At 72.1% G+C, this 13,558-nt stretch carries 10 protein-coding genes; 4 read left to right on the top strand and 6 right to left on the bottom strand.

Annotated elements, in window-relative coordinates:
* Positions 1-126 precede the first annotated feature (126 nt).
* Together AB0A74_RS05795 and AB0A74_RS05790 are read left to right on the top strand one after the other, a co-directional pair.
* A complete protein-coding gene (locus tag AB0A74_RS05795; RefSeq protein WP_358247735.1) occupies positions 127-1,281 on the top strand; it encodes a glycosyltransferase in 1,155 nt (384 codons plus the stop codon).
* Between the two features lie 49 nt (positions 1,282-1,330).
* Entirely contained in the window at positions 1,331-2,590 is a 1,260-nt protein-coding gene (locus AB0A74_RS05790; protein ID WP_358247734.1) for a hypothetical protein, read from the top strand.
* 21 nt (positions 2,591-2,611) lie between these two features.
* Here the strand turns inward: AB0A74_RS05790 and AB0A74_RS05785 are convergent, their stop codons facing one another.
* Positions 2,612-3,811 carry a glycosyltransferase family 2 protein gene (locus AB0A74_RS05785; protein ID WP_358247733.1) on the bottom strand — a complete coding sequence of 400 codons (1,200 nt, stop codon included), beginning with the start codon at positions 3,809-3,811 and terminating at the stop codon, positions 2,612-2,614.
* A gap of 132 nt (positions 3,812-3,943) precedes the next feature.
* Here AB0A74_RS05785 and AB0A74_RS05780 point away from each other — a divergent pair, with 132 nt between their 5' ends.
* The gene (locus tag AB0A74_RS05780) at positions 3,944-5,497 is read left to right on the top strand and encodes a DUF2142 domain-containing protein (protein ID WP_358247732.1); all 1,554 of its coding nucleotides are present in this window, start codon (positions 3,944-3,946) and stop codon (positions 5,495-5,497) included.
* Between the two features lie 136 nt (positions 5,498-5,633).
* Here the strand turns inward: AB0A74_RS05780 and AB0A74_RS05775 are convergent, their stop codons facing one another.
* The 5 genes from AB0A74_RS05775 to AB0A74_RS05755 all read right to left on the bottom strand — a co-directional run bounded on the left by AB0A74_RS05775 (position 5,634) and on the right by AB0A74_RS05755 (position 12,382).
* Positions 5,634-6,713, bottom strand: coding sequence for a class I SAM-dependent methyltransferase (locus AB0A74_RS05775; protein ID WP_358247731.1), 1,080 nt, complete (start codon positions 6,711-6,713; stop codon positions 5,634-5,636).
* Positions 6,713-9,349, bottom strand: a complete 2,637-nt coding sequence (locus tag AB0A74_RS05770; RefSeq protein ID WP_358247730.1) for an HAD family hydrolase — start codon at positions 9,347-9,349, stop codon at positions 6,713-6,715. Before AB0A74_RS05770 ends, AB0A74_RS05775 begins: the two co-directional genes overlap by 1 nt.
* A 553-nt stretch (positions 9,350-9,902) precedes the next feature.
* Positions 9,903-10,355: a DUF350 domain-containing protein gene (locus tag AB0A74_RS05765; RefSeq protein WP_358247729.1), complete on the bottom strand. Its 453-nt coding sequence runs from the start codon at positions 10,353-10,355 to the stop codon at positions 9,903-9,905.
* A gap of 11 nt (positions 10,356-10,366) precedes the next feature.
* Entirely contained in the window at positions 10,367-11,530 is a 1,164-nt protein-coding gene (locus tag AB0A74_RS05760) for a glutathionylspermidine synthase family protein (RefSeq protein ID WP_358247728.1), read from the bottom strand.
* On the bottom strand, positions 11,531-12,382 hold the full coding sequence (locus AB0A74_RS05755) for a hypothetical protein (protein ID WP_358247727.1): 852 nt from the start codon (positions 12,380-12,382) through the stop codon (positions 11,531-11,533).
* Positions 12,383-12,508: 126 nt separating this feature from the next.
* On the opposite strand from AB0A74_RS05755, the gene AB0A74_RS05750 reads away from it, so the two are divergent.
* The gene (locus AB0A74_RS05750) at positions 12,509-13,558 is read left to right on the top strand and encodes a septum formation family protein (RefSeq protein ID WP_358247726.1); all 1,050 of its coding nucleotides are present in this window, start codon (positions 12,509-12,511) and stop codon (positions 13,556-13,558) included.

The raw sequence follows: 13,558 nt of genomic DNA, 5'->3' as shown, positions 1-13,558 counted from the left end.
CCGTCCACCCATGACAGCCCGCTTACACCCATGCGAGCCGGCCCCGTGCACGGGTGCGAAGCCGTGCGCGCCCGCCCGATAGCATCGCCGGCATTCCCGCGCGGTCGATCGGTGGAGGACCACAAAGTGCGCATCGCCGTTGCCTATGACTGTCTGTTCCCGTGGTCGAAAGGCGGCGGGGAGCGGCTCTACCGCACGTTCGCCGAGGAGTGGGCGGCGGCGGGCCACGAGATCACCTACCTGACCCGGCGGCAGTGGGACGGCGAGCCGCCGACCCTGGACGGCATCACGGTGAAGGTGGTCAGCACCGACCGGGAGATCTACGACGCCAACGGCGCGCGCACCCTCGGCCCGGCCATCAAGTACGCGAAGGGCCTGTTCACGCACTTGCTGCGCAACCGCAAGGCGTACGACGCGGTGTTCGTGTCCGCGCTGCCCTCGACCAACCTCCTGGCCGTGCGGGCCGCGCTGGTCGGCTCCCGCACGCCGGTCGGCGTGGACTGGCTGGAGGTGTGGCGGCCCGACCAGTGGCGCCAGTACTCCGGGCCGGTGGTCGGCCGGGTCGCGAGCACCCTCCAGTGGATCGCCGCGCGCCTGAGCCCGTTCTCGACGTGCCACTCGCAGCTCACCGCGCGCCGCCTGCACGCGGGCGGGTTGAAGACGCAGGCCCTGGTCAGCCCCGGGCTGATCGACCCGGCGGGCGAGGTCGAGCCGTCGTTGGAGGCCCCGACGCCGCCGCACGTGGTCTACGTCGGCCGGCACATCCCGGACAAGCGGGTCGAGTCGCTGCCCGCCGCCATCGCGCACGCCCGCACGACCGTCCCCGACCTGACCGCCACGATCTTCGGCGACGGCCCGTCGCGGGAGGCCGTGCTCGCCGAGATCGACCGGCTCGGGCTCGGCGACGTCGTCCGCACCCCGGGGTTCGTCTCCCAGGAGGAGCTGGACAACGGCATCCGCACCGCGTCCGTGCTGGTCAACCCGTCCGCGCGGGAGGGCTACGGCCTGGTCGTGGTGGAGTCGGCCGCCGCGGGGACGCCGGTCGTGCTGGTCGACGGCGACGACAACGCCTCCGTCGAGCTGGTCGAGGACGGCGTGAACGGCCGCATCGCCGCGTCCACGTCCCCGGCGGACCTCGGCGGGGCGATCGTGGACGTCGTGACGGCCGGCGCGCCGCTGCGCAAGTCCACGCACCAGTGGTACGAGCGGGTCAGCAGGACCAACACCGTGCAGATCACGGCCCGGCAGATCCTGGACCGCCTGGTGGGCATGGCGCGGTGACGCGGGGTCACCGCCCTACGATGGCCGGCGTGGCACATCTGGGCAGCCGATGAGCGCCGACGCCAGGCGGGCCGGGCTGCTCGTCCTGCTCGCGAGCTTCGTCGGGCACGCGGGCAACTACCTCTACTACGTCGTGGCCGCGCGGATGGTCTCGCCGGTCGAGTTCGCGGCGATCTCCGCGCTGATCTCGCTGGGCACCATCACGTGGATGCCGATCAACGGCATCCAGATGGCCATCGCCCGCAACGTGGCGGCGCTGGGCACGTCGGCCACCGGCGGGGAGCTGTCGGCGTACCTGCGGCAGACCGGCCGGCGCATGGTGCTGGTGTGCCTGGGCATCGCCGCGGTGATCGCGGGCCTGAGCCCGCTGCTGGCCGACCGCCTGCACTTCGCCTCGGCGCACCCGCTGGTCCTGGCCGCCGTGTGGGTCGGCTCGACGTCGATGCTGATCGTCGTGACCGGCATGGTCCAGGGCATGGAGCGGTTCGGCTACCTGGCCTTCGCCTACGCCGGGCCGCTGGGCGCGCTGCGGACGCTGCTGCTGCCGCTGTGCGTCCTGGCCGCCGGGATGGCGGGCAGCATGTGGGCGATGATCCTGGCCACCGTCATCGGGCTGGCCGTGATGATGCCGCCGATCGTGCGGGCCGTGAAGGTCGCGCCGACGACCGCGCCGGCCGTGCCGAGCACGCTGGTCACGATGGTGGGGCTGCTCGCGTTCTCGTCGCTGACCAACGTGGACGTGCTGGTCGGGCAGGCCGCGCTGGACGAGGCGCACCGCGTGCAGTACGCGGGCGCGGTGCTGCTGGGCAAGATCGCCCTGTTCGCGCCGCAGGCCCTGGCGCTGGTGCTGCTGCCGCGGGTGACGGCGGCGCTGGAGCGCGGCGAGGCGGTGGACCGGTCGGTGCTCAACACCCTGGCCCTGACCTTCGCGGCGGGCGCGGCGGTGGCGGCGGCGCTGTGGGTCATGCCGACGTCGTTGATCACGCTGACGTTCGGGCCCGGCTACGAGGGGTCCAAGGCGCTGATGCCGGCGATCGCCCTGGTCATGACCGGTGCGGCCGTGCTGTGGGTGCACCTGACGTTCGCCATCGCGCGGCGCAGCGGCCGGTGGATCGCGGGCCTGGTCGTGGTCGCGGTGGCCCACTGGGGCCTGCTCGCGGTGCTGCACGACTCGCCGTGGCACATCGTGCTGGCGTCCGGGATCGCGGTGGCCGCCGCGCTGCTCGTCATCGAGGCCGGGTCCCGCGGCGGTGTCGTCCGCATGGTCCTGAACAGCCGGAAGGGCGTGCCCGAGCGCACCGGCTCGTGACCCGCCCTCCCGCTTGGTGGGTCAGTCCTCGCCGATCTTGGTGAGGCTGAGGGTGAAGCTGACGCTGATCATCTGGAAGCCGGTCACGATGGCCACCATGCCCAGGATCGGCACGCGCACCGTCTCGACCACGTCCAGCGCGCCGAACCCGGCCGCGCCCCAGGTCGCCACGGCGGCGATGAAGCACCCGATGCCGACCAGGATGAGCAGGCCGCCGATCCACAGGCCGCGCTCCAGCGACGCCCGCGCGACCCGGCCGATGAGCCGCCCGGACGGCGGCGGCAGCAGGCCCAGGTGGGCGGCGTAGGAGCGGGCGATGACCGCGAGGCCCACGCCCTGGAGGCCGACGAACAGCATCGTCGCGAAGCCGAGCATGCTCTGCAGGCCGAACCCGACGCCGCCGACCTCCTGCGGGCCGAACGACAGCCACAGCAGGCCCAGGCCGCCGACGCCCAGCAGCAGCAGCGACGGGTAGTACAGCAGCCAGCGCGGGCTGAACGCGAGCAGGAACCGCAGGTGGCGCCACCCGTCGCGCCAGGTGCGCAGGTGCGGGGCGCGGCTGCGGCCGTCCGGGCGCAGGGTGGTGGGCACCTCGGCGATCCTGCGGTGGTTGAGCGAGGCCCGGACCACCATCTCGCTGGCGAACTCCATGCCGGAGGTGCGCAGGCCCAGTTCGAGCATGCGGTCGCGGCGGAACGCGCGGATGCCGCAGTGGAAGTCGCCCACCGGGATGCGGAAGAACAGCCGGCCCAGCAGCGACAGGACCGGGTTGCCCAGGTACTTGTGCAGGAACGGCATGGCGCCCGGCGCGATGCCGCCCTTGAACCGGTTGCCCATGACCAGGTCGTTGCCGGCGCGCAGGCCTTCGAGGAACCCGCCGATGTCGTCCAGCGCGTAGCTGTCGTCGGCGTCGGCCATCAGCACGTAGGTGCCCTCGGCCGCCTCGATGCCCGCCATCAGCGCGGCGCCGTAGCCGCGGCGCGGCACGTCCACCACGCGCGCCCCGTTGGCGCGGGCGATGTCCTGGGAGCCGTCGGTGGAGCCGTTGTCGGCGACGATGACCTCGCCGACCACACCCAGCTCCTCCAACGAGCGCTTGGCCTTGCGGACGCAAACTTCGAGCGTCTCGGCCTCGTTCAGGCACGGCAGGACGATCGACAGCTCGACGACTTCCGTGGGCGTCCCGGATGGCGTCTCCACGGACTGGTTCGACAGAGTCATACCGCGCGTGCTCCCCTATGGTGGGATCTACGATTTGCTCGATCTTGCGCTGCGACCGGGTGCTACCGGGCGTCCCCCGCCCCCCGGGGCTGGACCGGGAGACCGCCGTAGCGTCGCATAGACTACGCGCCCATGACGAACCGGCCTTCGGGTGTGCGGCTCTGGTTGATCGCGTTCATCGGATTCACCCTCCTGCACGCGGCCTGGGCCTTTGCCGCGCCCTACGACGGGCCGCCGGACGAGGAAATGCACGCATTGCGTGCGGCCGGCGTCTACAACGGCAGCGTCATCGCCGACGAGACGCGTTCGCAGACCGTGCCGAGCAGCCTGGACACTAACAACGCCGTGGAGAACGGCGTCCTGGTCCACCGGGTGTGCTTCCCGATGAAGGTGAACGTCCCGGCCAGCTGCGCCGAAGAACCCGGCGGCGATCAAACGCTGGTGGACCGTTACGTCACCCAGGCCCGGTTCAACCCCGTTTACTACTTCGCCATTGGCTGGCCACTCAAGATTTGGCCGGAATGGCGCGGCATCGTCGGCGCGCGTTTGATGAATGGCGCTTTGATGGCGGCCATGCTGGCGTGCGCGGTGGTCGCCGCGGTCCGCTGGAGCCGGCACCGGGCGCTGCTCGCGGGCATCGTCGTCGCGGTCACCCCGATGACCGCGCACCTGGGCGGGTCGATCAACCCCAACGGCCTGGAGATCACCGCCGGCCTGTGCCTGGCGGTCTCGCTGATCGCGCTGCTGCACGAGCGGAAGGACGCCGAGGAGGTCAACCGGGCCGCCGTGGCGCTGGCGGCGGTGTCCGCGACGGTGATCGTCATGCCGCGGTTCAGCGGCGTCCTGTGGCTGTTCGTCATCGGCGCGGCGATGCTGCTGCCGGCGAAGTGGCAGCGGGTGAAGACGCTGGTCCGGGCGCGGTCGGTGCGGATCGGGCTGGTCGCGGTCGCGCTGGCCGGGATCGCGTCGCTGGCCTGGACCTACTTCGCCAAGACGGCCAGCATCCTCGGCCCCGACCGGAACTACCCGGTCAAGGAGGTCGTCAAGTTCGCCCTCCAGGACATGTGGCCCAACGTCGTCAACCAGATGATCGGCGTCATGGGTTGGGCCGAGACGCTCCAGCCGCGCCTGATCTACCCGGTGTGGTTCGCCGCGTTCGGCGCGCTGGTCATCGGCGCGCTGATCGTCGGCACGCGGGTGGACCGGTGGCGCGTGGTGCTGCTGTTCCTGGGCACGTTCGTGCCGCTGCTGGGGGCGGAGCTGTTCTTCCTCGACCAGATCGGCTGGTTCAGCCAGGGCCGCTACTTCCTGCCCGGCGCGATCACCATCCCGGTGCTGGCGGCGCACGTCCTGGCCAAGAACGCGCTGACCGCCGAGCACTTCCGGTCGGCCACGCGGATCTTCGCGCTGCTCCTGCTGCCGATCCACCTGGTGTGCGTGCCGTGGACGATGATCCGCTGGCAGTCCGGCTTCGCGATCATGAACCCGTTCAAGGGCAGCTGGGTGCCGCCGTACGGCCACGTCGTGCCGCTGGCGTCGGCGTTGCTGGGCGTGCTCGTGCTGGGCGTCATGTACTGGTGGGCGTCGCGGCTGCCGTCCGTCCCGGCCGTGGCCGACGAGGGGCCGGAGCAGCCGGAGAGCACCGAGACGGTGGAGAAGGTGCCCGTCACCTCCGGCACCGCGTGACCGCACCCGTGACGCGCTGAGGGCCGCCGACCGTGATGGTCGGCGGCCCTCGGTCCGTTCTGGCGGGTGTCCGGCTCTGGCGGGTGCCCGGCTCTGGCGGGTGCCCGGCGCCGGTGGGTGCCGGCGCCGGCGGGTGTCAGCGCTTGGCTTTGCGCAGGCGGGCCGAGGTGGCCCGGCCCAGGTGGTTGATCGCCGCCCCGATGCTCGGCTCGCGCACCGACAGCGGGTCGCGCAGCTCCTGCTCCAGCCGCTGGTTGGCGTCCCGCAGGCCGTCCGCCTCGGCGCGCAGCTTGTCCACCTCGGCGCGCAGCCGGGCGATCTCGTGGCGCTGCGACGCGACCGACTCGGCCAACCGGTCGGCGTCGTTGGCGTGCGCCACCGCCTCGTACTGGAGCTCCAGGACCCGCGTGTAGAGCGCGACCCGGTTGTTCTCCAGCATCGCCAGCAGCTCCGACGACGTGTACGGCTTGAGGGCGTCGAGCACCTTCTTCGCGCCCGGGGCGCCCTTGCGGACCAGCACGCCCATCCCGAAGACCGCCGGGACGATCACGAACTGCCACTCGTCGGCCGCCTCGGCGACCGCGTCCTCGATCGCGGTGAGCACGCCGTTGCGCTCACCGCCCGCCTCGACCGCGACGGTGAACGAGCCGAGCCCCACGAACCCCGCGGGCGTCAGGTCGTCGTGCGAGATCGTCGGGCCGTCCTCCGACGTCGGGTGCTTGTCGTCGCCGGTGAGCCGGGACGGCTCGTAGTACAGGTCGCGCCGCGACCACGGCCACAGCACGTCGTGCAGCGCGATGACCGCGTCCGGGGTGTTCTTGAGCAGCCAGGTCAGCTCACCGTGCAGCACGGCGTAGTTGTGGTCGCCGTCCAGCACGTAGAGCTCCGCCGGGGGCAGCTTCGCGAGCACCTCCGGCGAGAACTCCTCGACCAGCTCCAGCCCCGGGTTGGGGGCCAGCGTCGCGCGCAGGGCGTCGGACGGGAAGGGGTCGACGCAGTAGACCTTCGAGGCGCCCAGGTCGGTGTAGAGGGAGCTGACCTGGCCGGACTCGACGCCGACCTCCACCACCGTCTTGATGTCGCGGTGCGCGAACAGGATGGCGAACATCTCGCGGAACGCCGACATCGAGTGCAACAGCAACGGCTGTTGGCGCGCCGCGCGCGCCTGGGCGTGCGGGTCCTCCCGACTGCCGACCATGTCCACGAGCAGACCCATCAACTGCCTCCCAGCTTGCGGATGGCGACGCGCGCAGCGCCGGCCGCCACGCCCGTGGCGCCGTGCGCACGGTACTCCTCCCGCAAGCGCCCCGTAATACGCGCGATACGGCGTGCCGGCGGCAACTTCTGCGACACGTTCACCCACGACTGGGGCAACATCGCGAAGGCCACGGTGACCGTGCCGGAGGACACCAGGCCGCCCGCCCGCTGGGCCAGCGGCAACCAGATCGCGGCGTGCGGCGAGTCGAACTCGACCATGTTGCCGCCCAGCCACCGGCACTCGGCGTAGGTGAGGCCCGCGAAGTCCTCGGGCGTCTCCCAGCGCAGCGGTTCGGCCTTGCGGCCGTTGGCGATGACGGTCGCCTCGATCCAGTCCACGCGCACGACGGCGGGCCGGCCGGGGATGGCCAGCGAGACGTCCACGGTGTCGTGGTGCTCGAAGCCGATCCGCGCGAACGACAGGCCGTTGTGGTTGATCCGGACGCGGCGGCGACCGGCGTCGCGCCAGCGGTCGTCCACGGTCCGGTAGCGCAGCCGCGTCTCGAACGGCTCGCCCGAGGCCTCGAAGACCGACGGGTCGAGGCCGTCGGCGAGGGCGCGGCCGGCGGCGGCCAGGTTCGTGTCGGACGCCGCGAGCAGCGCCGGCCAGAAGCTGTCCCGCATGTTCAGGTCGAGCAGGTCGTTCGGCGACAGGTACGGGATCGCCGCCTTCAGGTCCTCGGGGACCATCATCGTGACCACGGAGGAGCCGAAGTTGTCCTCGTGCGCCCAGTTGCCGAACACCGCGGCCTCCTCGGCCGTCGGCGCCCTGAGCGCGGACACCAGGATGTTGGCCAGCCGGTTCTTCGCGGGCTCCGCGGTGGCCAGCTCCGGCCAGCCCGGGTTGGTGCGCACGTAGCGGTTCCACTGGCGCTGGAAGGCGAGGATGCCCTCCTGCGCGGCCAGGCGCTCGGTGTTCTGGGTCTGCGACTCCGAGACCCGGCCGAGGATCGGCTTGCTGTCCTCGGTGAAGCCGATCAGCGAGCCGCACAGCGCGTTGACGCACTGCTCCAGGACCTCGGGGCTGCGCACGATGGTCGAGGAGACCTCCACCGGGTGACCCGCCTGCGCCAGGTAGCCCTCGGCGCGCAGGCCCGCGAGGTAGGTGCGCACGGACCGGTCGTCGGTGGCCAGGTAGAGGCCCGCCGGGCGCAGGTCGATCTCGGCGATGCGCAGCGCCTTGGCGAGCTGGAGCTGGATGGTGCCGCCCCAGCCCAGGTCGACCAGGGTGAGGTCGGTTCCGTCGAGCGCGCCGGTGGTGCGCAGGTAGCGGATGAGCCGCTCGCGGGCCGCGGTGAAGGTGGCCTTGAGGCGGTTCTGGATGTGCGGGGTCTCGGTGAGGGCGATCGCGACGCGCTCGGCGATGCCACCGTTGTCGACGATCGTGTCCAGGTCGTTGGCCAGGCTGGGGACCTCGCCGGAGCGCAGCGTCAGCACCGACAGGAGCTGCCGGACCGACAGGTGGTAGCTGCGGCGGATGAACTCGTGCACCGAGTCGGTGTCGAAGTGCTCCAGCGCCGCGAGAGACGTGACGTGGCGGGACAGCCAGATCGGCTTGGCCTCGACGTCCCAGCCGCGCACCTGGGCGGCGTTGTTGACCAGCTTGGACAGCAGTTCGCCCTCGCGCATCGGGCACCAGAGCACGCGCGTGCCGGTCTGGTGCGCCCGCCACGCCACCCACTCGGCGAACCCGGTCAGCACCGGGCCGAGGACGGCCGCGCCGAACCGGAACGCGGTGTCGCGCCCGGAGCCGCTGTCGGCCGCCGCCGTCGCGAGGGTCTTGGCGCGCAGGCTCGTGATGCCGTAGTCGCCCCAGGTGGTGTCCAGGTTCTCGGCGTACGGGCCGAACGGGTGCAGCGACTCGCCCTCCCGCTCCAGGACGACCGCGTACGGCTCGTCGAGGCGGCGGAAGTGCACGGTGCGCAGGCCCAGCTCGGTGGGCACCTCGTAGTCGGCCACCTCGTTGTCGCCCACGTGCAGGACCTGCTCGGGGCTGAGGTTGAGCTGCTTGAGGACGATCTCGAACAGGCCGTTGGCCTTGTCCAGGCCGTGCTGGTGGGACCGGAAGACCTGGGCGTCCTTGAGGCCGTCCAGCTCGGGGCGGTCGAGCAGGTAGGACAGGTGCTCGGCGGTGAAGTAGGTGTCCGACACCAGGATGATCGGCACGTCGTGCTTGCGCGCCTGGGCGATGACGCCCGCGATGTCGAGGTCCACGACGGTGAACTCGCGCTCGACCTCGATCTCGGCCTGGACGAGCTCCTCCAGCAGCGCCTTGTCGAACACGTCCGACGGCATGGCGCGCCAGATGTCGAACAGGGACACCTCGGTGCCCAGCGCGTCGCGGCCGTGCCGGGACTTCTCCTCGGCGGTGTGCCGCATGCGCCGGAACGTGGCGTCGGTGACCCAGTCCGGGCACAGGCCGGCGGCACGCAGCCGGGCCCCGAGGATGCCGAACACGTCGGCCGGACGGGGTACCCGACGCCAGAGCACGGTGTCGAAGATGTCCAGCGAGAGAACCTCGCACGACCGGTCGGCGATCATCCGGTGGACGTCTTCGAGCAGAGCGTGTCGACTGGTGTCCGCGACCTCGGTCATCGCGGTGACCCCCCTATCTTCCCTGGTCCGGTGCGGAGAGGCAGGTGTTGCGCTGCCAAGCGCGAGCCGCCGGGGACGCCGTCGCCCTCCGGCGCGCCCACCATACCCGGACGGGGGAAACGACCTGGGCGCTACTGTCGCGCCCGAGCCGACGACCGCCTTCGTCGGTGCCGCGTGCGATGATCGAACCGGGGGCCGGAGGCCACGCCGGAGCACGCGAGGGCGACCAGGCCCAGCCGGTTCTCGGGCGCGCCGCTCCAGGCCAGGCCGGGGCACACGAGCCGCGCCACACAAGCTGGGCCGCGCCAGATGTCGAACCGCGCCGACTTCCACCCGCCGGACCGCCGGCCGAAACCACGCCGGGCCAGGCCGGGCGGAGTGTGGGCGGGCGGGCCGGGGCGGGCGGCCGGAACCGGGCCAGGGCGGCCGGAACCGGGCCAGGCCGGGCGGCCGGAACCGGGGCCGGGCGAAAGCCAGCCGGGCAGCGCTCCGAGGTTCGGAGGCCGCCCGGCGTCGCGTCCCGCGGGCCGGAGCCGGCCCGCGGTCCCGGTGATCAGGAGATGGCGACCGCCACCACCAGGCCCAGGGCGAAGTGGGCGCTCGCCACGACCACGCTGGCCGGCGCGAAGCGCTCCGACTCGATCAGCGAGCCGATGTCCAGCCGCGTCACCCACTCCAGCAGGCGCACCGCGAGCACCTGCACCACGATCCCCACCAGGCCGTAGATCAGGGCCGACAGCAGGCCCTCGTCCAGCTTGCCCTCGGAGCTGTAGATCGCCACCACGACGATCAGCGCCATGCTGAGCAGGCCCGCCGCCGTCACGATGACCGCGTTCGGCGCACCCGTGCGCACCAGGGTCGAGAGCTTGCCGGGCGTCGTCCAGTCGATGGCGTAGAAGCCGAAGACCATCAGCCCGAGGCCGACGACCGCGTACAGGGCGATCGCGCCGATGCCCCGGCCGATCGCGGAGCCGAAGCCCGGGTCCAACGCGAGTTCGCTGATCACTGCCACTCCATTCATTCGACAATCCGATGCGGGACGAACGCCGCGCCATCGTCGGTCACCAGGCCGACCGTCTCGCGGATGCCGAGGCCGGCCGCCGCGTCGCCGACGACCCACGCGCCCAGCGCGGGGCGGTAGCCGTCGAACTCGGGCAGCGGGTCGAACGCCTGGTAGACGAACCCTTCCTTGCCGTACACGCCGCCGGTCATGGTCTCGTAGCCCGGCGCCACGATCTGGATGTTCGCGCCCTCCCGGCCCAGGCGCGGTTTGCGCACGTACTCGGTGAGGACGCTCGGTTCGTCGAGGAACGCGGGGAGCAGGTTCGGGTGGCCCGGGTACATCTCCCACAGCACCGCGAGCAGCGCCTTGTTGGAGAGCAGCATCTTCCACAGCGGCTCGATCCACAGGGTGCCCGGCAGGCTCTCCACCGCGAAGCGGCCGAACTGCTCGTCGACCACCCACTCCCAGGGGTACAGCTTCACGACCGTGCCCATCGGGGCCTCTTCGAGGTCGACGAACCGGTTGAGCAGCGAGTCCCAGCCGATCTCCTCGATGGCGAGGCCGACGGTGTTCATGCCCGCCTCGGCGGCGGTCTCCTGCAGGTAGGCCACCGTCACGTGGTCCTCACCGGACGGGTCGGCCCCGGACCAGGTGAAGTGCACCTCGTTGGACGGCAGCGCCGCGCCGATCTCCGCCCACCGCTCGACCAGCTTCTCGTGGATGGAGTTCCACTGGTCGTCGTCGGGGTGGACGTCGGTCTTCCAGTTCCACTGGACGACCGACGCCTCCAGCAGCGACGTGGGCGTGTCGGCGTTGTACTCCAGCAGCTTGGCCGGGCCGCGGCCGTCGTAGCGCAGGTCGAACCGGCCGTAGACGTGCGGGTCGCGGCGCTTCCACGACTCGGCGATCGCGGGCCAGACCCACTCGGAGATGCCGAAGTCCCGGAACCGCTCGGTCAGCACGACGTTGTCCACGGCTTCGAGGCACATGCTGTGCAACAGCTCGACGTCCGCCTCAAGGGACAGGATGTCGCTCATGTCGAACACGTAGTGCGCCGACTCGTCCCAGTAGGGCCGCGGGCTGCCGTCGGCCGCGCGGGCGGGCGCGCCGAACACCAGGCCCTGGTCGGACACGGTGCGCTGCCAGTCCGGCCGGGGCGCGGAGGTCTCCCGGCGCACTCAGCTGCCCCCGCTCTTGCCGCTGCCGGAGATGCCGAACCCGCCGCGCTGGATCGTCGTGCCCGACTTGGTCGTGACGTTCGCGCCCTTGGGGATCGTGTAGCTGCCGCCGCTGACCTTCTGGCCGACCGGGACGCTCGAACCGCCGTAGTAGTAGCGGTACGAGCTGCCGCCGATGTAGATGAAGCCGTTGCTGTGGTAGCCGCCGTGCGAGCGGGCGTAGCTCTCGTCGCAGTACTTGTCCTCGACCACCACGTCGTCCTTGACGCACTGGGCCTGGACCTCGTCCGGGCTGGCCACGGCGTACCAGACGGCCACGACGCCGACCACGCCCACGGTCACGCCGCCGCCGATGAGCAGCCGCTTGCGCCGCTTGCGGCGGCGGGCCTCCTCGGCCGCGGCGGCTTCGGCGGCCTCGCGCTGCTGCTTGGCGGCCTGCTGGCGGGCGCGCTGCTCGGCCACCGACGGCGGCCGGGGCTTGGTCACGCCCGGTTGCTGCTGCCGGACCGCGCCGCGCTTGGCCGGCTTGCCGCCCTGCGGCCCACCGGGACCCTGCGGCCCACCCGGACCCCCGGGTCCGCCCTGGCCCGGCTGCGGCGCGCTCTGCGCGAAACCCGGCTGGCCCGGCGCACCCTGACCCGGCGCACCCTGACCCGGCGCACCCTGACCCGGCGCGCCCTGGCCGGGCAACGGCTGCGTCGGCTGCGGCCCGCTGGGCGCGAACCCCGGCTGTCCCGGCGCAGGCTGCTGCCCCGGTCCGCCGGGCGGACCGGGTGGCGGCACGTACGGCGGCGGGCTCGCGGGCCCGCCGGCCTGCGGCGTCGTGTCGTCGTTACGGTCGTTCTCAGTCATCAGCCACTCCCGGCGGGGACGGTACAGAGATCGGCCGCCGAATGGGTGACGAGTGTCCCAATAGCAACACAGTCCACCCGCCCGGTTGGCAGCGCGGTCGGCACAGGCATCATGGAGTAGATGTCCATGAGCGCTCGCTGGTTTCGTCGAGGTGACCACTTGGTCATGCTCGGCGCGTTCGTCGGTGCGCTCGGCCTGCTCGCGCTGAGCACCTTCACGTCGTGGCCGGTGGCCGGCGGACCGGTCGGCGGCGGGGCCACCGAGGCCGTGAACCCGGTCTACACCTCGCAGGCGGGCGACTGCCTGAACTGGACCCGGGCGAACCTGTCCGACGTCGCCAAGGTCGACTGCTCGGCGCAGCACATGTTCGAGGTCACCGGCGTGGCCGACATCGGGCCCGGGTACGGGCCGCAGGCGCCGTTCCCGACCGACGAGCAGTGGCAGAAGATCAGCGAGGAGTACTGCACCAAGACCTCCCTGGACTACCTGGGCGGCCGGTTCGACCCGTTCGGCAAGTACACCGTCGGCCCGCTCAACCCCGGCGAGCGGCTGTGGGCGGAGGGGCAGCGGACGGTGCGCTGCGGGTTGCAGGTCGCGGGACCGGCCGGCGGGTTGCTGCCCGCGTACGGCACGGCCAAGACGCAGGACCAGTCCGACGTCTACGACCCGGGCGTGTGCCTGGGCATCACCGAGGCGCGTGGCGTGGGCGACCCGGTCGAGTGCGTCAAGCCGCACGCGTTCGAGATCGTCGGCGTGGTGACGCTGCCCGCGGGCGACTTCCCGTCGGTGGAGCGGCAGGACGAGGTGCTGTCCGGCGAGTGCGCGCGGATCGCCGCCGAGTACTCCGGCGGTCTGGACTTCAGGGCGCGCGGCCTGGTCGTCACCTGGGACACGCGGGCGGCGGAGAGCTGGGCGGCCGGCTCGCACCGCGCGAACTGCAAGGTCGGCGCGGCCACCGACGGCACCGGCCTGAACCCGTGGGAAGGCTCGATCCGCAACCCCAACGCGCCACCGCTGACCACGTCGAACCCGCCGCAGACCACGGCCGTGCAGCAGGACGAGCCGACCGGCGCGCCGCTGCACTCGCAGTCCAACAGCAGCGCGGCGTCGGCGACGTCCTCGGCGTCGGCGACCCCCACGTCGACCGGCTCGTCCGAGCCGAAACCCACGAGGTGA

Origin of the sequence: Saccharothrix sp. NPDC042600 (assembly GCF_040647305.1) — a bacterium.
In the GTDB taxonomy this organism is placed as follows: Bacteria; Actinomycetota; Actinomycetes; order Mycobacteriales; family Pseudonocardiaceae; genus Actinosynnema; species Actinosynnema mutabilis.
The sequence above is the reverse complement of the archived record's forward strand: the minus strand, read 5'-3'. Positions and strand labels throughout refer to the sequence as shown.